Raw genomic sequence first — 20,094 nt, forward strand, 5'->3', positions numbered from 1 at the left:
CGGCGGGCACCGCCGCTACTCCCGCTCCCAATTGCGCATCGCCGCGCGGGTCCGCGCGCTGGTCGATGCCGGCACACCACTGGAAGCGGCGTGCCGCATCATCGTCCTGGAAGACCAACTCACCCACGCCCACGAACTCAACGCCGAACTCACCCGGCGAAACCCGCCCGCGCCGGACCGCGACAACTGAACTGCGATCAGCCGCGGCCGCGGGTGCCGAGTTCGGCCCACACCGTCTTGCCGCGCCCGTGGTAGTCCACACCCCAGCAGGTGGCCAGCTGATCGACCAGAATCAACCCCCGCCCGCCGGTGTGATCCGGTCGGCGGATCCGCGCGGGCGCGGGTGAAGCATCCTCGACCTCCACACGCAACCAGCCGTGGCCGGTCACCATCAACCGGCAACCACGCGGGGCGCGGGCATGCACGACAGCGTTGCTGGCCAACTCGTCACACACCTGCACCGCGTCCTCGACGCCAATACCGGCGAGCGGGGTGAGCAGGCGCCGCACCGCAGCCCGCAGCTGCCCCAACGACACCGCCTCGAGATCCCACTCGACAACAGCGCCGTCGGCGCGCGCTGGATCCAGTGTCGAAATTCCCACCCTGCACCCCTCCTTCCGCTCGCCCAGTACCGGCCTCCACGCGGACGGCACTACCTCTGCCACGACATACCCGACCCCACTGCAGCGAAAACACCGCATCCACGCTCACCGCGGACCGCGTGGGGTGTTAAGAATCGTTGGGTGCCCCGACACCCCGCATCGATCGAGAATGCAGAGCACGGCCCGGTCCCGCCAGCCCGCCGTGACCGGCTGCGGTCCCGCGGTCCACATCCGAGGACAAGTCCCGCTTCGCGGGGTTGCCGAGTGGGACGAATACCCCACACGGGTCGGCGCCGGGGCGGAAATCGTCTGCGGCGGCCGGTCTCGGCGTGATGTTCAGCCGTCCGCACCCCGGTAGGCCGGACCCTCTGATCACTGCGTGATGCGAGCGAACGGCGACGGGTGTGGCATAATGAGAGGCTGAGTACGGGCTTCTCACCAAGAATTTGCCCGGCTCACTACAGAAAAGAAGTTGTATACAGCATGGCTCAAGGCAGTGTGAAGTGGTTCAACGGTGAAAAAGGCTTCGGCTTCATCGCTCAAGACGGAGGCGGCCCGGACGTCTTCGTGCATTACTCGGCCGTGAGCGGCTCGGGTTACAAATCCCTCGACGAGGGTCAGCGTGTCGAGTTCTCGGTGGAACAGGGCCAGAAGGGCCCCCAAGCCCAGGACGTCCGCGCCATCTGATTCCGCGCGATCGCGTGATCGTTTGTGAAGAGCTTCGCACCGAGGTCGGTGCGAAGCTCTTTTCGTTCAGTCGATGCCTTCGATGATGCGGAAGTCGCGCTCGACGCCGTCGGGGAGGGCCACCAGCGCCTTCTGGTATGCCTCGCTCTCGTATGCCGCGACGGCCTGTTCAAAGCTGTCGAACTCGATCAGAACGACGCGTTGCGTGATTCCGGCTTCGTGGGCGACGACTCGACCGCCACGGGACAGGACGCGCCCGCCCCCAGCCTGGACAGCCGGACGGGCCAGCTTGTTGTAGGCAGTCAGCCTCTCAGGGTCGGAAATGGCGGGGTAGACACTGACCCAGTAGCCCTTAGCCATGGAAACCTCCTGTGTTCGGCCGGACACGTCCGACTTCGAATTGACACTCGGATCGATCGATCCCGGCGACGGGCACTGCGGTCAGTTGAATCGTCATAGGCGCAGGTTAGGGGTTGATGTGTGATCGAGGGAAAGACCGGGAGGGGATAGACTCAGAACGGCTCGTTATCAATCGGCAGGGAGGGCATGTGGTGCCGGATACGGTGAGCCTGCGGTACTTTCTGGTGCTGGCGCAGGAGTTGAACTTCACCCGCGCGGCCGCACGGATCGGGATCGCGCAGCCCGCACTCAGTGCCCGAATGCGCCGATTGGAGGCGGAACTCGGAACTGCCCTGCTGGTTCGTAACACGCGTAGCGTCGTATTGACCACGGCCGGTGCGGCTTTGGCGGAGTCCGCGCCGCCAGCGCTGGCGGCGCTGGACCGGGCATGGGACACCGCCCGGAATGCGGGGGCCGGTGAACTGGGCACGCTGCGCATCGGATACAGCCTCAGCACGGGGGCCGAGACGGCACCGGCCCTGGTGGACAGGCTCCTTCGCAGCAGCCCGGGACTCCAGGTCAGCACGGTCCCGATGGCGACACCGGAGATCTCCCCTGCGGTCGCCGACGGCCGCATCGATGCGGGGATCACCCGCGGCGAACAGCCGGGTCGTGGCGTGCGCCGGTTCCTGCTGCGGCGTGTGCGCGTCGGGGTCCAATTGGCACAGCATCATCCGCTGGCCGAACACCCGGAGATCGAGATCGCCGACGCCGCCGCGTATCCGCTGCGACTCCCCGACCGTACGGCCAACCCCGTGATCCACGATCAGCTGTCCGCACTGTTCCGAGAGATCCGGCCAAAGCCCAGATTCCACACGCCCGCAGTCTCTTTCGACCTGTCTCAGCGCGACCTACGCGACGGGCTCACCCTCGCCCCGGCCGGAGAAGCCGCGGTCACGGCGCAACCGGCCGGTCTCACCTGGCGACCGCTGCGGGGCGCGCCCAGCCTGACGATCCACCTGGTCCTCCCCCGCGAGCAGTCACCACTACACCGCCGCATCCGTGCCGTCGCCAAAACCCTGGCGCACGAGCTGCACTGGCTGCCGGACTGACGCGCAGGATCCATGCTGGGCCGGTCGAGGGCCCCGGGCGACAACTGCGGCCGGCACAGCCGCCACACGCGCAGCAAACCCCCCGATCAGGTTCTGGGAAGTCGCCGCCGTCTACACCGACGCCCACCACCAAGACATCCTCGCCCGCGCCGCCCGCGACCGCGGGTTGTATCGAGACGCCTCCACCTGCACCCGCTGTTTCCTGACGACCCGCAACCCACCGTCTGGACCACCCTTATCAACCCCCTCACCGACCCTTTCTGGGTGGCCGAGCTACTGGGCAAGTTGCGGCAGGTCGAGGCGCGCAAACCGGCGCAGGCGCTGCTGGACCGCGACCCCGTTACCACCGTCACCCTCGACAACCCGCATGGGGCGGCCATGGCTGCTGCGGGCTGGGCCGTTGGGCCCTTCCGGATCGGTTCCGCGAAACGGGACGCCGGGCATTGCCTCTCGTGAATGATAGTTTCAAAGCGATATGCGCGGGTGTCTCTGTGTTCAGCAGCCAGCACAGCACCGCTGGTCGGCGATCCCGTCGTGCGCGGCATCGCGTCCGAATGGGGTGGGGCAGAACGAGGATGAGCATGACAGACACGGCGACACCCGCCCGCACCACATCGAAGCAGGCTGTCACGGCCGCGGACCAGGTCGAGTTGCGCCAGCTACTGGCCGGATTGACAGCCGTGCGCGACGGCGATTTCGGCACCCGGTTGCCGACGGACGCCGACGGGTTGCTCGGCGAGATCGCGACGGTCTTCAACGGCATGGTGGACCAGCTGTCGCTGTTCACCTCAGAGGTCACCCGGGTCGCGCGCGAGGTCGGCACGGACGGGCGGCTGGGTGGTCAAGCCGAGGTGCCCGGCGTGTCCGGCACCTGGAAGGACCTCACCGACTCGGTGAACGCGATGGCGGGCAACCTCACCAGCCAGGTGCGCGACATCGCCCAGGTCGCGACCGCCGTGGCGCGGGGCGACCTGTCCCAGAAGATCGACGTGGACGCACGCGGTGAGATCCTCGAGCTGAAGAACACGGTCAATACGATGGTGGACCAGCTGTCCGCGTTCGCGGACGAGGTCACCCGCGTCGCGCGCGAAGTCGGTTCGGAGGGCCGGCTCGGCGGTCAGGCGGAGGTGCCCGGCGTCGGTGGCGTGTGGCGCGACCTCACAGCTTCGGTGAACTTCATGGCGGGCAACCTGACCGACCAGGTCCGCAACATCGCGCAGGTGACGACCGCGGTGGCGCGAGGCGACTTGAGCCAGAAGATCACAGTGAGCGCCCGTGGCGAGATCCTGGAGCTGAAGAACACCATCAACACGATGGTCGATCAGCTGTCGTCCTTCGCCGACGAGGTCACGCGAGTATCGCGCGAGGTGGGCACCGAGGGCATCCTCGGTGGCCAGGCGGATGTGAAGGGCGTCTCCGGCACCTGGCGCGACCTCACCGACTCGGTGAATTTCATGGCGGGCAACCTGACCGCGCAGGTGCGTTCGATCGCTCAGGTGGCAACCGCGGTGGCGCAGGGTGATCTGTCTCAAAAGATCAGAGTGGACGCCCGTGGCGAGATCCTGGAGCTGAAGAACACCATCAACACGATGGTCGATCAGCTCTCGGCGTTCGCCGACGAGGTCACCCGCGTCGCCCGCGAGGTCGGCACCGAGGGCAGGCTGGGCGGGCAGGCGGACGTGAAGGGCGTCTCCGGCACCTGGAAGGACCTCACCGAGTCGGTCAACGTCATGGCCGACAACCTCACCGCGCAGGTGCGTTCGATCGCCCAGGTCACCACCGCGGTGGCCCGTGGCGATCTGAGTCAGAAGATCAGGGTGGACGCCCGCGGCGAGATCCTGGAGCTGAAAGAGACCATCAACACGATGGTCGATCAGCTCTCGGCGTTCGCCGACGAGGTCACCCGCGTGGCCCGCGAGGTCGGCACCGAGGGCAATCTCGGTGGCCAGGCGACGGTGCGGGGCGTGTCGGGCACGTGGAAGGACCTGACCGACAACGTCAATGTGATGGCGTCGAACCTGACCGGCCAGGTGCGTTCGATCGCTCAGGTCGCCACGGCGGTGGCGCGCGGTGATCTGAGTCAGAAGATCACCGTGGAGGCGAAGGGCGAGGTCGCGGCGCTCGCCGGGGTGATCAACACGATGGTCGACACGCTGTCCGCGTTCGCCGACGAGGTCACTCGCGTCGCCCGCGAGGTCGGCACCGAGGGCATGCTCGGCGGCCAGGCACGCGTGCCGAATGTGGCGGGCACGTGGAAGGACTTGACCGACAACGTCAACTCCATGGCGAACAATCTGACCAACCAGGTCCGCAACATCGCCCAGGTCACCACCGCGGTCGCGCAGGGCGATCTGACCCGCAAGATCGACGTGGACGCGCGCGGCGAGATCCTCGAGTTGAAGACCACGATCAACACGATGGTCGACCAGCTGTCCGCGTTCGCGGCCGAGGTCACCCGCGTCGCCCGCGAGGTGGGATCGGAGGGGCGGCTGGGCGGCCAGGCCGAGGTCGAGGGCGTCTCGGGCACATGGAAACGGCTGACCGAGAACGTCAACGGGCTGGCGGGCAACCTGACCCGCCAGGTCCGCGCCATCGCCGCCGTCACCAGCGCCGTGGCCGAGGGCGACCTGACCCGCTCCATCACCGTGGAGGCCTCCGGTGAGGTCGCGGAGTTGAAGGACAACATCAACGCGATGGTGGAGTCGCTGCGCTTGACCACCAAGGCCAACCAGGATCAGGACTGGCTGAAGACCAATCTCGCTCGTATCTCCGGTCTCATGCAGGGCCAACGCGACCTGCACGTGGTGGCCGGGTTGATCATGGACGAGCTGGCGCCGTTGGTTTCCGCGCAGTTCGGCGCGTTCTACCTCGCCGGCGACAGCGACGAGCGGCCGGAGCTGCGGCTGATCAGCTCCTATGGCAGCCCGGAGAAACCGGGCAGCCCGTCGAGGTTCGCCTTCGGCCAGTCCCTGGTAGGCCAGGCCGCACGCAGTCGCCGCATGATCGCGGTGGAGAATGTGCCCGGCGACTACGTCACCATCTCCTCCGGGCTCGGGCAGACCGCGCCGGTCAACCTGCTCATGTTGCCGCTCGTGGTGGAGGAACAGGTCCTCGGCGTGATCGAGCTGGCTTCCGTGCACCGCTTCACCCGCATCCACCGGGATTTCCTCGACCAGCTGATGGAAACGGTCGGCGTCAACGTCAACACGATCATCGCCAACGCCCGCACCGACGAGCTACTGGTCGAATCCCAGCGCCTGACCACCGAGCTGCAAGCCCGTTCCGAGGAATTGCAAGTGCAGCAGGAGGAACTGCAGCGATCCAACGCCGAGCTGGAGGACAAGGCGGAACTGCTGGCCATGCAGAACCGCGACATCGAAGCCAAGAACCTTCAGATCGAGCAGGCTCGGCAGGAACTCGAGACCCGGGCTCAAGAACTCGCGCTCGCGTCGAAGTACAAATCGGAATTCTTGGCCAACATGAGCCACGAGCTGCGCACCCCGCTCAATAGTCTGCTCATCCTCGCCCAGCTGCTGGCCCAGAACCCGAGCCGCAATCTCACGCCCAAGCAGGTGGAGTACGCGGGCATCATCCACTCGGCGGGCTCGGATCTGCTCCAGCTGATCAACGACATCCTCGACCTGTCCAAGGTGGAGGCGGGCAAGATGGACCTCACGCCCGAACGCGTGTCGTTGCGTCAGTTGCTGGACTACTTCGAGGCCACCTTCGGGCCGATGACCACCCAGAAGAGTCTGCGCTTCCGCGTCACGACCGCACCCGGCCTGCCGTCGGACCTGCTCACCGACGACTCGCGGCTGCGGCAGGTGCTGCGGAACCTGCTGTCGAACGCGGTCAAGTTCACCGAGACCGGGTCGGTACAGCTGCGGATAGAACCGGCGGAGGCGAGCGAGTTGCCCGCCGCAGTGCGCCAGCACGGCCCGGCCGTCGCGTTCCGGGTGATCGACACCGGGATCGGCATCGCCGAACACCAGCTCGAGTCGATCTTCGGCGCCTTCCAGCAGGCCGACGGCACCACCAGCCGCAAGTACGGCGGCACCGGCCTGGGTCTGTCTATCAGCCGGGAGATCGCCTACCTGCTCGGCGGCGCCATCAGCGCCGAAAGCACACTGGGCGAGGGCAGCACGTTCACCCTCTACCTCCCGGTCGCGCGGCCGGACTTCCAGGAGGCGCCGCCTCGCGAGCGGGACGACACACAGCAGGCCGACAATCGGCCGGAGCGCACCCCTGCTCCCGCTACGCCTCAACAGCACCGCAGGCTCCTGGTCGTCGAGGAGCGCCCGCAAGGCCTGCTGTCGCTGGTCGCGCAAAGCGCTGTCGCCGAACTGGCCGACAGCAATGACCCGCGTGGTCCGGTCCAGGTGGTCACTACGGTCGGGGTGGAAGAGGCGGTGGCGGCGATGGCCGCCGAAGCGTTCCATTGCGTCGTGCTCGAGCTGGACATGCCCGACGGCGCCGCGCTGCGGTTCCTGGAGACGATGGACGGGGACGTCGCATTGAGAAGCGTCCCGGTACTGGTCCACAACCGCCGGCTCGACGCCGAGCAGGAACGCATGCTGCAACATCGCGCCACGAGCCAGCCGCTGGAGCTGCTGTCCAGCCTGGACGATCTGCGGGAGCGGATCGCGCTGCACGTCACCGCCGAGGCACCCGGCGACATGCTGCCCTTGGTCCGTCGCGAAGACACATCCGCCCCGGCGCCACAGCGGCCGGACGGCAAGCTCGCCGGCCGCACGGTGCTCATCATCGATGACGACGCCCGCAACCTCTTCGCGCTCAGCAGCATTCTCGAACTGCACGGCATGAGCGTTCTGCACGCGGAAGACGGGCGCGAGGGCATCGACAAGCTCATCGCCCACCCGGAGACGGACCTGGTCCTGATGGACGTGATGATGCCCGAGATGGACGGCTATACCGCGACGGCGACGATCCGCGAGATGCCACGGTACGAGAGCCTGCCGATCATCGCCGTGACAGCCAAGGCGATGCTGGGCGACCGCGAGAAGAGCCTCGCCGCCGGCGCCAACGACTACGTCACCAAACCGGTCGACGCGGACGCCTTGATCGCGTGCATCCAGCACTGGCTGGGTGCCTGATGACCGATCTGGACAGCCCCGGCACCGAGGCCGACGCGACAGGCGGCCCTCACTCACCCGTGGGCCCCGCGGTCCACCGCCTCGCGGCCACCGTGGAGCGGCTGCGTGCGCAAATCCAACAGGCCCAGGCCACCGCCGACGGACGCGCGCTGATCGAGATGGCCAAGGGCGTTCTCGTCGAACGGCTGCACTGCGGGCCCGCGCAGGCGGCACGGCAGCTCGACGCCCTGGCCGAGGGAGCGGGCATCACACCGCTCGAGTTGGCCGCCGAACTGGTCGACCAGTCGGCCCAGGACAAGGTCAGCGCGGTGGTGGGCGAGTTCTTGCTGCGCGCCGCCTTACCGGGAGAGCCATCCGCGGCTGTGCGCTTGCGTACGGCCGAAAGCGGGCTGCTGGCAGCCGGTGACAGTCAACGTGTCGCGGAGTCGGTGCTGGAGCACGCTCTGACGCCGCTGGGCGCCACCGCCGTGGCGATCTGGTCCGCGGGCGCCGACGCGTCGCTGACCCTGTCCGGTTTCGCCGGCATCGGCCCCCACGAGGCCGAGCGCTGGCGATACGTGCCGCCCGGTGTGGTAACTCCGGCCCGGCAGGCGCTGATGGAGCGCAACCCGGTGTGGATAGATGACCTGAGCCGGGCCGGGCCGCCGTCCATCGGTGACCGCGAGGGCGGCCGGGCGGCGATTCCGGCGGCCGCGGGGGGCAAGCTGCTCGGCGTACTCGAGGTGTGCTGGCCGCAACCGCTCGAACCGCAGCCGCCCCAAGTGCACCGGCAGTTGGAGGCACTGGCCGAGCTGTGCGCACACACTTTGGAGTCGGACCTCGCCGCTGTGCGGGCGCCGGACCGCCCCGGTGTCGCGGATCTCGTGCGACTCGCGGACGGCCTTTTCGACCCGGCGCTCGTGCTGCTGCCCCACCTCGGCGACGACGGCGCGCTCGCCGACTTCCGCATCCACCACGTCAACGGCTGCTTCGTCGACCCGGCCGGGCGTCCGCGCGGCCTGGTCAACGGCGCGTTGCTGCTCGAGGCGTACCCCATGGCGGCGAGTGACGGGCAGCTGTTCGAGCGGATCGAGCACGTCTTCGCCACCGGCGAGACCTACCGTACCGACCGGATGACGCTGACCGAACTGGTCGGACAGGTACCGCTGACCGTCTCGACCGCCCTCAGCATCAGCCGCCACGGCGACACCGTGCTCATGGTCTGGCGGGTGGAGGACGAGACGGCGCGGCTGGCGGCGTTGCTGCAGCACGCACAGCGCCTCGGCCGCGTCGGCGGGTTCGAAGAGAACGCCGCAAGCGGCGAGATCACCTGGAGCAGTCAACTTTTCGCTCTCTACGGGCTCGCGCCCACCGCGGAGCCGATCCCGCTCGCGCAACTGCCGGGGCACGTCCACGACGACGACGCGAATGCCGTCGACCGGTTCCTGCGGACCTTGCTGCGCTACCGCCGCTCGGCTTCCACGGCCTTCCGCTTGATCCGGCCGGACGGCGTGACCCGGCACATCCGGATCGTCGCCGAACCGGTCCTGGAGGCAGGTCACCTGGCCGCCATCCGCGGCGCCTATCAGGACATCTCCGCGCAGCACTGGACCGAGGTCGCGCTGTCCGCGACACGCGACCGGCTGGCGCACAGCGAGCAGCACGCCGCCGAACAGAGCCAGCTGGCACGGCAGCTCCAGCAGGCGATCATGCCGGACGCGCAGCCGTCCATCGAGGCGTTCGGTCTGCGCATAGCGGTGCGATACCGGCCCGCCGAGCAGGAATACACCGTCGGCGGAGACTGGTACGACGCGGTCGTGCTGCCTTCCAAGCAGATCATGGTGTCTGTCGGCGACATCACCGGCCACGGCGTCAAGGCAGCCACCGGCATGGTGGTGCTGCGCAATGCCCTGCGTGGCCTCGCCGCCACGGGCGCGGGTCCGGGGCAGATGCTGACGTGGCTGAACCTGGTGGCCCACCACCTGACCGACAACATCTTCGCCACCGCCATCTGCGGGCTCTACGACCCACAGACCCGCGTCCTGCGCTGGGCCCGCGCGGGCCACCTGCCGCCGGTGCTGGTGCGCGCAGGCCAGGCGTCCAGCTTGCCCCTGCTCCAAGGGATGCTCCTCGGCGCTGTGGCGGAGACGACGTTCGAGGAAGCCGAACTGCAACTGGAGCCGGACGACACTCTCCTGCTCTACACCGATGGGCTGATCGAGCGCCGAGACCGGCTGCTGGACGACTGCATCGAACGGTTGCTCGTGAGGTCGGCACAGCTCAGCGGAACCCTGGACGACCGTCTGGACGAATTGCTCGACGGCAGCGATGCCGACACCGACGACGACACGTGCGTGGTGGGTATTCAAGTGGGGCCGGGTCAAGACTCCCCCGGCAGCTGAGACCGGCCGACCGAAGACGCGGGTGTCAGTCCGGTACGAAGTCGGCACCCGGCGACGGTGGAAAGTTCTGCCTGCGAGACCTTTGGCGAGGCCGAAAGTGCAGCGAACTCGTCACGGGCGGGTCCGCCGACAGCCCTTGCGCGCTCCGGCTCGCAGAGCGGCTGGGGCGTCGGCGCGCCGCAAGGTGCAGGTGCGCACGGACGGTGCCGCCGGGGCAGAGCGCAGTGCTAAGGCGAATCGCGATCCAAGCCGAAGTGGAGCTGGATGGTGGTTCCGTGCGGGGTGGTGTGGATTCGGACGAGATCGGTGAGCTGGTTGACCAGTAGCAGCCCGCGGCCGCCTGGGCGATAGGACTGTGCGGGCAGGCGGCCCGCGAGGCGATTCGTGATGTGTCCTTGATCGCTGATCTGGTAGCGGATCTGGTTCTGCTCGGCCCACATCGTGAGCCTGCCGTGCCCACCGCCGTGGACGACCGAGTTGGTGGTGGTCTCCCCGATCACCAGTTCGAGATCGATCTCCCGATGCTCGGACATGCCGGCGTCGCGGGCGTAATCGACGGCCAGGCGCCGGATGTGGGGCAGCGACGTCGCGTCGAAGGCGACGGTTGCGGAGGTCGCGGGCGGGGAGGGCAGTTCTCTGTTGTAGAAGTCGACGATGTGGTCGGGGTTGTAGGCGCTGCTCGTTCGCCGGCCCGCGTGGTCGATGAGCACGGGGTGGGTAGCGTGCGCGTCGTTCAAGACCTGGGTCGAAAGACGCTCGGTGTCATATGGACACAGGATGCTCACTTCCCGCCCGGTGAATGCCGCGTTGATCAGAGCCTCGTGTTGAACGCAGGCCGGGTACTCGAGCGACGAGCGTCCGGCCCAGATCGGTTCGCCGATGATTCGCACGCGTCCGGAGGGGTACTTGTCGGCGAAGGCGCGAAGCACGCCGGGAATAATGCGGCCCGGGTTGCGGCCTTCGACAGTCATGTCCATCAGCTGGACCGAGGCGGCGTCGGAGCCCAGTGCAGTGCGCAGATGCGACAGATTGGGACCGGGGACCGCCACCGCGACCGGTTCGCCGTTCTCGAGTCCTTGGCGGATGAAGCCGAGGGTGCCCGCGAGGTATTCCGCCGTGTCGCGGTAGAACAGCGCGGGGTGCACGAATGGGTCGGTGGAGTCGGAAGTGGCCGACGCAACGCCAGGCAAGCTCATGTGTGCACTACCTCGATCGTCTGTAGGGAGGGCCAGAACACCGCGAGTACCCGAAGCATCATCGCCGGGGCCGATGTACCACGATTCGTCGAACCTCCGAGGATTGGGTGGCGGCTTCTACCAAAATCGAGGTTCCGTAAGTGTCGATGAACGTAAGGCCGGACAGGTCCAAGTGGACATCGTGGTCCCTGGCGGTCAGTTCCGAGACAGCCTCGCGCCAGGTTTCGCGGGTGGTGAAGTCGACCGAGCCTGCGCATCGCAGGCCAGGGAGACTGCTGATCCGAGACGTCCGCAGCGTCGAGGGACCCGGGGCAGCCCGACTGAGCCGGAGCGCGGGATCCACTGGCTCACCGACCTTCCATCGGCCATCACGAACACAACGTGCAGGATCTTACGCTTGCGTGCGCAGCCGCCGGTCGCGGGCTCGAGTGCAGGAAGTGCTTCTCGTGGGTGGTCACAGGCCGGATGCCCGCTCGGCCGCGTCGTGACATGTTGTCCCGCACGATCATCGAGGGAACGGCCGCCGCCGGCTACGAGGCCGTGCGGGGAGGCGTTCGCCGCCGATTTCACAGAGTAGGGCCGAGGGCGACATTCCGGCATTCGGCCTGTGTGTGCCACACCTCTGTTGAGTCATACCCGCGGTCGGTATCGGGCCGGGGCGCAACCGATGTGGCAGCGTGTTCGTCGCGTCCGTTTCAGTGCGGTGTTCCGGGTTTGGTGCAGGTGAATTGCATGACGTCGATGTGGCCGCGGCGGGCGTAGTCGGCGCATCCGGTCAGGTACCGGGTATATGCGTTGTAGATGCCAGGTCCGGCGAGCTCGATGGCGCGGTCGCGGTGTTCGTGTAGGGCATCCGCCCAGTGGTCGAGGGTGGTGGCGTAGTGCGGTCCCATCGCCTGGATGCCGGTGACGGTGAAGCCGGCGTCTTCGGCGTACGCGGTGACGCCCTTGGGGTCGCGGCCGGTCGGGGCCGGTAGCGGGCCACCGGCGAAGATCGTGCCGGTGAGGAACTGCATGAACGCGTCATCGATGCCGGTGTGCTCGATATCGTGGGCGCGCCGCTCGTCTCGGTGGTAGCCGACGATGGTTTGCAGCAGCAGCACACCCCCGGCGGGCAGGGCGCGGTGGGCGAACTGGAAGAACTCGCCATAGCTGTCTTGGTGGAAGTGTTCGAAGGCGTCGATGCACACGATGCGGTCGGCGTGGCCGTCGAATGCTTCCCAGCCCTGCAGCCATACCCGGCCGCACGGATGTCCGCGCGCGAGCCGGTCGACGAGCTGGTCGCGCACGTACCGGTATTGGCTGCGGCTGACGGTCAACCCGATCGTGTTCACCTGGTGGGTGTCCATGGCGCGCAGCAGGGCTGATCCCCACCCGCAACCGACATCGAGCAGGGTCATCCCGGGTCGCAGGTCGCATTTGCCCAAAGCGAGGTCGATCTTGTTCAGTTGGGCTTGTTCGAGTGTTTCCTCAGGGTGGTTCCAGAACGCGCAACTATAGGTGCGGGTCGGATCCAGGAACAGGAAGAAGAACTCGTCCCACGGATCGCGGCCGGGCTCGCCGTGGGGATCGACCTCGCGGGAGGAGATGTGGCCGGTCATGAGTTCGGCTCTTTCTCACAAGCCAGTAATTGCTGTTCACAGGTGACGGCCGAGGTCAACTCGCGCCCGCGCGCGGCTATCGCCGCGTTCGGTGTCCGCTGCCCTCGCCCGCCGCGGTCGTCAAGCCTGCACGCTGACCATTACGCTACCGCTGCCAGCGGCGGGTGGGCACCACGAATTCTGTGCTGGCCGGAGGTGATCATCCCGGCCGAGGTCCGGCGTCGGCGACGTGGCGGCAACCTCCTGGCCAGCAGTGTCGTCAGCTCGACTCACAGGGCGCCGTGCAGCGTCGCCAGCGTGTCGCTGTCACGAGTTCCGTCCCGGACGGATGCTCTGCACCCGGTCCCGACGGACACACCGACGCGAACAGCGGTCACGCCGACGCAGCGGCTCAGAGTCAACGGCCATGGGAGGTAGGCATGGCAAGGGCAACCACAGAGCCTGGCGTCGAACTGGTGTTGCTGTGCGTGGTGATAATGGCCCTGGCAGCTGCGTGGTATCGGGTGGCGCGGTTGGGGTCGGCGCCGGTGGTTCCGCGCGCCGCGAGACGGGGCGCGGCACAACTCGGAATCGTCGCGCTGGTCCTGGCCGCGGCGCTGGTACAGCTCTGGTCCGCCGTGCTCGTCCCGGCCGTCATGTTCGCCGCCGCGGTGGCGACCGCCGCGCAGCGGTAACGGCGGATCCCGCTTCACCGTAAGCAGCAAGCATGGCGCCGGGCGATGGGCTCGTAGCGGCGTGTGCCCGACGGCAGTAGTGGGCTGTTGTGATCGGGAGCGGTATCCGTTCGAGTGGTCCGCTGTTTTCGCCCTCATGAGAGTGGGTGACCACCGTTCATCGACCGGGCGTCCGCGACGAACTAGAAGCTCGAGTTCTCTGATGCCCATGCCCCGAGCCGAAGATCAACGCCGCCCGGGAGTGCCGGACTGGCGGCGCACCTGCCGCCTGGAGCGCGAACCCGACCGACAATCGCGACTCGGCCGCATGGGCCGGCCCGCCGGGGACCGATCATTCGCCGGAGGTTGGCCCCGGGTCAGCGGCGGCTTGGTCATCCGCTGCGGCCACTGCGTGGGCGATGTGGGTGGTGCGGCCTGCGTGGGCTTCGGCGCGCAGGCGCGCGGACATGTGCGGGTAGTGCAGTTCGAAGGCCGGGCGTTCGGAGCGGATGCGGGGTAGTTCGTAGAAATTGTGGCGCGGGGGTGGCGAGGTGGTCGCCCATTCCAGCGAGTTGCCTTGGCCCCAGGGATCGTCCACGGTCACCACTTCGCCGTAGCGGTAGCTTTTGAAGACGTTCCACACGAATGTGACCATGGAGACGCCGAGCAGGAAAGACCCGATGCTGGAAATGGTGTTCAGCAGGGTGAACCCGTCGGTCGGGAGATAGTCGGCATAGCGGCGCGGCATGCCCTCGTTGCCGAGCCAGTGCTGGATCAAAAAGGTGGTATGGAAGCCGATCAGCGTGGTCCAGAAGTGGATCCTGCCCAATCGTTCGTCCAGGAAGCGTCCGATGAGCTTGGGGAACCAGAAGTAGATGCCGGCGAAGGTGGCGAACACGATCGTGCCGAACAACACGTAATGGAAATGGGCGACGACGAAATAGGTGTCGGTGACATGCCAGTCCAGCGGAGGGCTGGCGAGGATGACACCCGACAGGCCGCCGAGCAGGAAGGTGACGATGAATCCGACGGAGAACAGCATCGGTGTCTCGAAGGTCAATTGACCGCGCCACATCGTGCCGATCCAGTTGAAGAATTTCACGCCGGTGGGCACCGCGATGAGGAATGTCATCAGCGAGAAGAACGGCAGCAGCACCGCGCCGGTGGCGTACATGTGGTGCGCCCACACCGCGACCGAAAGAGCTCCGATGGCGAGCGTGGCGTAGACCAGGGCGGTGTAGCCGAAGATGGGCTTGCGGCTGAACACCGGGATCACCTCGGTGACGATGCCGAAGAACGGCAGCGCGATGATGTAGACCTCGGGATGACCGAAGAACCAGAACAGGTGCTGCCACAGAATCGAGCCGCCGGTGGCGGGGTCGTAGATGTGCGCGCCGAGATGCCGGTCGTAAGCCATGGCCATCAGCGCCGCGGTGAGGATCGGGAAGGCCAGCAGCACCAGGATGCTGGTGACCAGGATGTTCCAGGTGAAGATGGGCATCCGGAACATGGTCATTCCCGGTGCGCGCAGGCAGATCACCGTGGTGGTCATGTTCACCGCGCCCAGAATGGTGCCCAGGCCGGAGACGGCCAAGCCCATGATCCACAGGTCCGCGCCGACGCCGGGCGAGTGCTCGGCCAGACTCAGCGGGGTGTAGGCGGTCCAGCCGAAGTCGGCGGCGCCACCGGGGGTGAGGAATCCCGCGGTGGCGATCGTCGCGCCGAACAGATACAGCCAGTAGCTGAGGGCGTTGAGCCTGGGGAAGGCGACATCCGGTGCGCCTATCTGCAACGGCAGGATCGCATTGGCGAAGCCGAAGACCACGGGGGTCGCATAGAACAGCAGCATAATGGTGCCGTGCATGGTGAACAACTGGTTGTACTGTTCCGGCGAAAGGAATTGCAGGCCGGGTCTGGCGAGTTCGCCGCGCATCAGCAGCGCCATCAGACCGCCGATGAGGAAGAATCCCGTCGCGGAGGTCAGATAAAGGATCCCGAGCACCTTCGGGTCCGTGGTCGTGACCATTTTCCACACGAACGAGCCTTTCGGCCCCCCTCGCGCTGGATACGGTCGCGTCACTACGACAGGTGAGACCTCACGCGCCATGGCGGCCATGATGCACCTTCTTCCACATCGAACGTGTCTCCAGGCGCCCACGCCATACGATGGCGAACTTCGTCATCACATCTGCGTGGAAGCCTTCGGCTGCGGACGTGACCACGCCATCAGCCAGCCTAGTTCCATCGCGGCGTCGAGCAGATATGTCTTTGGAATGTCGCCTTTGGGGCATATTTCAAATCGATTCGCCAGCAGTCACACCACAGTGACCATTCCGACGTGGCGCACATGTACCACCCCTGCTGGTGAAAAGGTGGCGAGGATTTGGGCAACGCCGTTGCCTGCGAGACGCCCCACGACGGTGTATGCCTGCCAACGATCGTTCTTGGGACCGAAGACGGCGGTAGACGGCGACCGAGAAGGGAAGGATGCTTCGTCCTCGATGCGGTGAACCATGGCCAGCGGCTTCCCTCCGAAATTCGCGGCAAGGAAAGTTGCCGCCCTACCACCAGAGACAACGATTGGCAAACAAGCCGTGCTCGGAACGCGGGAGGTGGCGGCACCGGACCTGCGCGAATCCGAGAAGCGGCAGGAGTGGGCGCGTGATTGAAGATCCACGCGGGTGGGTAGCCGGGAGTCGAACACATGTTCTGTCGAGTGTGAGGAGCGGCGATGGTGCAACCGAAGCCGGAGAAGGATCCGGATCAGTGGACCACGGGCGACGAGCCGATGACCGGCCCGCAGGAGTCCTATCTGCACACCCTGGCCCAGGAGGCGGGGGTGGAGGTGTCGGGGCGGCTGACCAAGGCGGAGGCTTCGCAATTGATCGATGAATTGCAGCAGCGCACCGGCCGAGGCGCGTGACGAGAAATCGCTCAGCGCCGGCCGCGCCGGGCGAGCGCTCGGAGCCCGCGCAGTGCGAACACACCGGCGGCCACCCACGGTCCGGCGACGATGATCGGGTCCATCCACTGATGGGCCCGATCGATCCGGGTGCCCTGCGCGCGAGATCGCAATCCGTGATGGGTGAACTCGGCCTTCACCCCCGTCTCGGTGATCGGATTGTCGGGCCGCAGGGTGGCGAACGAGCGCGCGTGGTTCTCCCAGGCGTCGACGCGGTCACCGAAAATCAGCAGCAGCCAGTGCGCGGCCCTGCCTTCGCTGTAGCGCTCGTAGGCACGGCGACGGATCCGGCCCGACAGCCCACGCAGCGGTGCCGAGGTGCCGAAGACCGGAGTGAGGGCCGCGTGTTCGATCGAGCGTTCACGGAGCGTTGTCTCCCGCTGGCGTTCCGGCAGGTCCCAATGCGCGCCGGTCTCCTCCGGGCGGAATTTCCGTCCGGACGGGCGGTCTGCCGGGTCGAGGTCGACGCCCCAGCCCGGAATGCGCGCACGCAGTTCCTCGGCACTGGGCACGGGCGGATGCTCTTTGGTATAGGTCATTTCGACTGCTCCTTCACGCCGTGTCGGGCACCACGATCGGCTTGATGCAACCGTCGAGTTTGGCCGAGAAGATGTGGTATCCCTCGGCGATGTGCTCGAGCGGGATGCGATGGGTGATGATTTCCTTCGGTTTCAGATAGCCGTTGCGGATGTGCGAGAACAGCCGCGGCCATTGACGTTTCACCGGGCACTGGTTGGTGTTGATGGTCAGCCCTTTGTTCATTGCGTCGCCGAACTTCACTGCGCTGAACAACGGCCCGTAGGCGCCCATCACCGAAATCGTGCCGCCCTTGCGCACCGAATCGATGGCCCAGTTCAACGCGACCGGAGAGCCGCCTTGCAATTTGAACTTCGCCGAGGTCACGTGCATCAGCAGATTGCCGTCCGCTTCGGCGCCCACCGCATCGATCGCCACGTCCGCGCCGAGGTAGCCGGTCATGCGCTTCATCTCGACCACCACGTCACCGCAGTCGGCCATGTTCAACGTCTCGGCGTGCGCGAACTCCCGCGCCTTCTCCAGCCGGTAGTCGAGGTGGTCGACCACGATCACCCGGCCCGCGCCCATCAGCCACGCCGACTGCGCGGCGAACAGCCCCACCGGGCCCGCCCCGAACACCACCACGACATCGCCCTCGGCGATGTCGCCCAGCTGCGCGCCGAAGTAGCCGGTGGCCAGCGCGTCCGTGCACAGCAACGCGTCCTCGTCGTCGAGCCAGTCCGGGATCTGGGCCGGGCCGACATCGGCGAAGGGCACCCGCACGTACTCCGCCTGACCGCCGTCGTAACCGCCGCAGGTGTGGGAGTAGCCGTAGATACCGCCGACGGCCGTGGCATTGGGGTTGACGTTGTGGCAGTTGGAGTACAGGCCCCGCGCACAGAAGTAGCAGGATCCGCAATAGATGTTGAACGGCACCATCACCCGATCACCGGGCACGAGATTGCGTACCGACCCGCCGACCTGCTCGACGACACCGATGAACTCATGGCCGAACGTCATGCCGACGCGGGTGTCCGGCATCATCCCATGGTAGAGGTGTAGGTCCGAGCCGCAGATCGCGGCCCGCTGCACGCGCACGATCGCGTCGTTCGGATGCTCGATCGGCGGGATGTCCTTCTCCTCAACCCGCACCTTGTACGGGCCGCGATACACCATCGCTCTCATAGCTGCCTCCTCTGATCTCGCTGGCCATACCCGGGGCAGCGGCCGCGAAACACCGCCGCGCCAGGCCGGTGCTCGTTCCAGCCCACAGGGCGTCGGGAGGGAAACGCTCGGAATTCGGGCTGTCGAGGTGATGCGACACGGGTGTCGCGCCCGCCGTGCCGAGTCGGTGCGGATCCGGGTGCAGCAAGACTGATGGTGTGTCGCAGTTCGCGTCTCGCCGGGGCCGGCTCAGGTCAGGCCGGCGACTTCCTGAGCGATCCCGGCCAGGCGGGTCTGGGCAGCGGAGACGACGCCGTGGCGGTTCTTGTGGGCTTCCTCGTAGGCGACGATCGCGCGGATGTCGGCGGGGTCGGTGAGTTCCTTGACCGCGGCGACGGCTTGGGAGACGTTCAGCTCGTCGTAGTCACCGACCGGCAGCTCGTCCGGTTCCAAGACCCCGGTGCTGGTGCGGATCGACCGCAACGCATCAGCGGCGATGTCGGCGCCTTCGCGGCGGGTGACCTGCTCGGCGGTCTCCAGCGCGGCGTCGCGAGACGCCGAGAGCGTCTTGACGGCGACATCGCCCGCCCGTGCGCCTTGGGCCAGCAGTCCGCCGAGCGCGGGCGGGGTGGCGCGCACGGTGTCCAGCGCCCGATCCAGGCCCCGCGTCGACCACGCGACCGGAAGGTTGAACAGTTTCGCCGCGGTCCCGGCCGCCGCCTGCAACGGAGTGCGGCGCAGCGCGGCCGGCCCACCGAGGGCGTCTTCGGCCAGGACGGTGGTCAGCCAGTCCACCGTCGCCGAATGCGCGGTGATCAACCGATTCGCCAACGCCACCACCTCGGGCAGCTGTGCGGCGGTAGCGAGGGCTTTGATGTAGCGGGCGCGGTCGAGCAACTGATGTTCCAGCGCGAGGTCACCCAGCAGCGCCTCGTCGAACGGCTGGCCTTGTTCGGCCATCGCCTTGACCGCCGCGGCGGCGCGGCCCAGGAACGGTCCGATCATTTCCGGGAGACTGCCCAGGTCACGGATGGCCTCCTCGATCGCCTCCGCGCGAGCGCGCGCGTTGTCGGCGTTCTCCGACAATTCCCGGCGCACCGCCTCGGTGCGGGCCTGCGCGATGCGGGTCTCGGCCACCTGGAGCTCGCTGTTGGTCAACGACAGCACCGCGCGCAACTGCGCCAGCAAAGTCGTGGTGTCAAGTGTGCTCATGCGAATCTCGTCCCTCCGGTGTGTGACAACATCGGGTCGGCGCAAGGTGCACCACTCCCCCGACTACCCAGCCCTACCGATGAGTAACACGCATGTAGCAGACATCCCCGGCCGGCTCGGGTGCCGCGACGCGGCCGAGGGATATCCAGCTACCGCCTTCGATCTCACGAAGATCCACACGGCCGGCATAGCGGTCCGACCTGCTACCGCCCGCCGCGCCGATTCGCCGTGTGCCGGAAGGGAACGGGTCGAGAGTTCGGTTGCCGCTTTCGGCACCGGCCGACCGCCACCGATCGGAAACTCGGGCCTTCCACTTCGATCGGAAGCCACCTCCCTGCATGGGCGCAGTGCGGCGGCTGAAAGGTTCAGCTGTCGGCGTCCGGCGCGGGCGGGTTTCGCCGGGTGAGTTCGGCGTTGAGTTCGTGGGCTTGGGTGAGTTGGTCTTCCAGGACGATGATGCGGCAGGCCGCTTCCAGTGGTGTGCCGGCATCGACCAGGGCGCGGACCCGCGCGGCGATGCGCAATTGGGAGCGGGAGTAGCGGCGGTGCCCGCCC

16 protein-coding genes and 2 pseudogenes are annotated in these 20,094 nt (G+C 67.1%); 8 read left to right on the top strand and 10 right to left on the bottom strand.

Translation table 11 applies throughout. The annotated features are described in order from the left end of the window. Positions 1-190, top strand: a pseudogene (locus tag ACWEO7_RS34605) (MerR family transcriptional regulator); the annotation flags it as partial. 7 nt (positions 191-197) lie between these two features. On the opposite strand, the gene ACWEO7_RS34610 reads toward ACWEO7_RS34605, so the two are convergent. Next, positions 198-602 carry an ATP-binding protein gene (locus ACWEO7_RS34610; protein WP_452429518.1) on the bottom strand — a complete coding sequence of 135 codons (405 nt, stop codon included), beginning with the start codon at positions 600-602 and terminating at the stop codon, positions 198-200. 483 nt (positions 603-1,085) lie between these two features. On the opposite strand from ACWEO7_RS34610, the gene ACWEO7_RS34615 reads away from it, so the two are divergent. Continuing rightward, entirely contained in the window at positions 1,086-1,289 is a 204-nt protein-coding gene (locus ACWEO7_RS34615) for a cold-shock protein (RefSeq protein ID WP_067806012.1), read from the top strand. A 66-nt stretch (positions 1,290-1,355) separates the two neighbouring features. Here ACWEO7_RS34615 and ACWEO7_RS34620 read toward each other — a convergent pair whose 3' ends face one another. Next, entirely contained in the window at positions 1,356-1,649 is a 294-nt protein-coding gene (locus ACWEO7_RS34620) for a DUF1330 domain-containing protein (protein WP_355184981.1), read from the bottom strand. A 191-nt stretch (positions 1,650-1,840) separates the two neighbouring features. Between ACWEO7_RS34620 and ACWEO7_RS34625 the strand changes: the two genes are divergently transcribed. From ACWEO7_RS34625 to ACWEO7_RS34640, 4 genes are all read left to right on the top strand, one after another. Next, on the top strand, positions 1,841-2,740 hold the full coding sequence (locus tag ACWEO7_RS34625) for a LysR family transcriptional regulator (RefSeq protein ID WP_452429520.1): 900 nt from the start codon (positions 1,841-1,843) through the stop codon (positions 2,738-2,740). A 264-nt stretch (positions 2,741-3,004) separates the two neighbouring features. After that, the gene (locus ACWEO7_RS34630; protein ID WP_452429522.1) at positions 3,005-3,196 is read left to right on the top strand and encodes a hypothetical protein; all 192 of its coding nucleotides are present in this window, start codon (positions 3,005-3,007) and stop codon (positions 3,194-3,196) included. A gap of 125 nt (positions 3,197-3,321) precedes the next feature. Continuing rightward, positions 3,322-7,854 carry a HAMP domain-containing protein gene (locus ACWEO7_RS34635; protein WP_452429524.1) on the top strand — a complete coding sequence of 1,511 codons (4,533 nt, stop codon included), beginning with the start codon at positions 3,322-3,324 and terminating at the stop codon, positions 7,852-7,854. Continuing rightward, positions 7,854-10,235, top strand: coding sequence for a SpoIIE family protein phosphatase (locus ACWEO7_RS34640; protein WP_452429526.1), 2,382 nt, complete (start codon positions 7,854-7,856; stop codon positions 10,233-10,235). The genes ACWEO7_RS34635 and ACWEO7_RS34640 overlap by 1 nt, the downstream gene beginning before the upstream one ends. 227 nt (positions 10,236-10,462) lie before the next feature. On the opposite strand, the gene ACWEO7_RS34645 is transcribed toward ACWEO7_RS34640, so the two are convergent. From ACWEO7_RS34645 to ACWEO7_RS34655, 3 genes are all read right to left on the bottom strand, one after another. After that, positions 10,463-11,431 carry an anti-sigma factor RsbA family regulatory protein gene (locus ACWEO7_RS34645; RefSeq protein ID WP_452429527.1) on the bottom strand — a complete coding sequence of 323 codons (969 nt, stop codon included), beginning with the start codon at positions 11,429-11,431 and terminating at the stop codon, positions 10,463-10,465. A 58-nt stretch (positions 11,432-11,489) separates the two neighbouring features. Beyond that, entirely contained in the window at positions 11,490-11,774 is a 285-nt protein-coding gene (locus tag ACWEO7_RS34650) for an STAS domain-containing protein (protein WP_452429529.1), read from the bottom strand. A gap of 352 nt (positions 11,775-12,126) precedes the next feature. Beyond that, positions 12,127-13,032 (bottom strand): class I SAM-dependent methyltransferase, encoded by a 906-nt coding sequence (locus tag ACWEO7_RS34655; protein WP_452429531.1) that lies wholly within the window; start codon positions 13,030-13,032, stop codon positions 12,127-12,129. Positions 13,033-13,451: 419 nt separating this feature from the next. Between ACWEO7_RS34655 and ACWEO7_RS34660 the strand changes: the two genes are divergently transcribed. Beyond that, the gene (locus ACWEO7_RS34660) at positions 13,452-13,706 is read left to right on the top strand and encodes a hypothetical protein (RefSeq protein ID WP_452429533.1); all 255 of its coding nucleotides are present in this window, start codon (positions 13,452-13,454) and stop codon (positions 13,704-13,706) included. A gap of 331 nt (positions 13,707-14,037) precedes the next feature. Here ACWEO7_RS34660 and ctaD read toward each other — a convergent pair whose 3' ends face one another. Next, a complete protein-coding gene (ctaD, locus tag ACWEO7_RS34665; RefSeq protein ID WP_452429535.1) occupies positions 14,038-15,801 on the bottom strand; it encodes an aa3-type cytochrome oxidase subunit I in 1,764 nt (587 codons plus the stop codon). A gap of 615 nt (positions 15,802-16,416) precedes the next feature. Between ctaD and ACWEO7_RS34670 the strand changes: the two genes are divergently transcribed. After that, on the top strand, positions 16,417-16,608 hold the full coding sequence (locus ACWEO7_RS34670; RefSeq protein WP_452429537.1) for a DUF3072 domain-containing protein: 192 nt from the start codon (positions 16,417-16,419) through the stop codon (positions 16,606-16,608). 11 nt (positions 16,609-16,619) lie between these two features. On the opposite strand, the gene ACWEO7_RS34675 is transcribed toward ACWEO7_RS34670, so the two are convergent. The 4 genes and pseudogenes from ACWEO7_RS34675 to ACWEO7_RS34690 form a co-directional block, all read right to left on the bottom strand. Continuing rightward, positions 16,620-17,186: a hypothetical protein gene (locus ACWEO7_RS34675; RefSeq protein ID WP_452429538.1), complete on the bottom strand. Its 567-nt coding sequence runs from the start codon at positions 17,184-17,186 to the stop codon at positions 16,620-16,622. A 13-nt stretch (positions 17,187-17,199) separates the two neighbouring features. Then, complete coding sequence (locus tag ACWEO7_RS34680; protein ID WP_452429540.1) at positions 17,200-18,348, bottom strand: zinc-dependent alcohol dehydrogenase; 1,149 nt, start codon at positions 18,346-18,348, stop codon at positions 17,200-17,202. A 228-nt stretch (positions 18,349-18,576) separates the two neighbouring features. Beyond that, positions 18,577-19,539, bottom strand: a complete 963-nt coding sequence (locus ACWEO7_RS34685; protein ID WP_452429542.1) for a ferritin-like domain-containing protein — start codon at positions 19,537-19,539, stop codon at positions 18,577-18,579. Positions 19,540-19,904: 365 nt separating this feature from the next. Next, a pseudogene (locus tag ACWEO7_RS34690) lies at positions 19,905-20,094 on the bottom strand (MerR family transcriptional regulator); the annotation flags it as partial.

This window comes from Nocardia sp. NPDC004260 (assembly GCF_053603155.1).

Bases quoted from the DNA above. Each gene is read 5' to 3' on its own strand.
- ACWEO7_RS34615 (WP_067806012.1), top strand. From the start codon at position 1,086: ATGGCTCAAGGCAGTGTGAAGTGGTTCAACGGTGAAAAAGGCTTCGGC.
- ACWEO7_RS34620 (WP_355184981.1), bottom strand. From the start codon at position 1,649: ATGGCTAAGGGCTACTGGGTCAGTGTCTACCCCGCCATTTCCGACCCT.
- ACWEO7_RS34635 (WP_452429524.1), top strand. From the start codon at position 3,322: ATGACAGACACGGCGACACCCGCCCGCACCACATCGAAGCAGGCTGTC.
- ACWEO7_RS34640 (WP_452429526.1), top strand. From the start codon at position 7,854: ATGACCGATCTGGACAGCCCCGGCACCGAGGCCGACGCGACAGGCGGC.
- ACWEO7_RS34645 (WP_452429527.1), bottom strand. From the start codon at position 11,431: ATGAGCTTGCCTGGCGTTGCGTCGGCCACTTCCGACTCCACCGACCCA.
- ACWEO7_RS34655 (WP_452429531.1), bottom strand. From the start codon at position 13,032: ATGACCGGCCACATCTCCTCCCGCGAGGTCGATCCCCACGGCGAGCCC.
- ACWEO7_RS34660 (WP_452429533.1), top strand. From the start codon at position 13,452: ATGGCAAGGGCAACCACAGAGCCTGGCGTCGAACTGGTGTTGCTGTGC.
- ctaD (WP_452429535.1), bottom strand. From the start codon at position 15,801: ATGGCCGCCATGGCGCGTGAGGTCTCACCTGTCGTAGTGACGCGACCG.
- ACWEO7_RS34670 (WP_452429537.1), top strand. From the start codon at position 16,417: ATGGTGCAACCGAAGCCGGAGAAGGATCCGGATCAGTGGACCACGGGC.
- ACWEO7_RS34675 (WP_452429538.1), bottom strand. From the start codon at position 17,186: ATGACCTATACCAAAGAGCATCCGCCCGTGCCCAGTGCCGAGGAACTG.
- ACWEO7_RS34680 (WP_452429540.1), bottom strand. From the start codon at position 18,348: ATGAGAGCGATGGTGTATCGCGGCCCGTACAAGGTGCGGGTTGAGGAG.
- ACWEO7_RS34685 (WP_452429542.1), bottom strand. From the start codon at position 19,539: ATGAGCACACTTGACACCACGACTTTGCTGGCGCAGTTGCGCGCGGTG.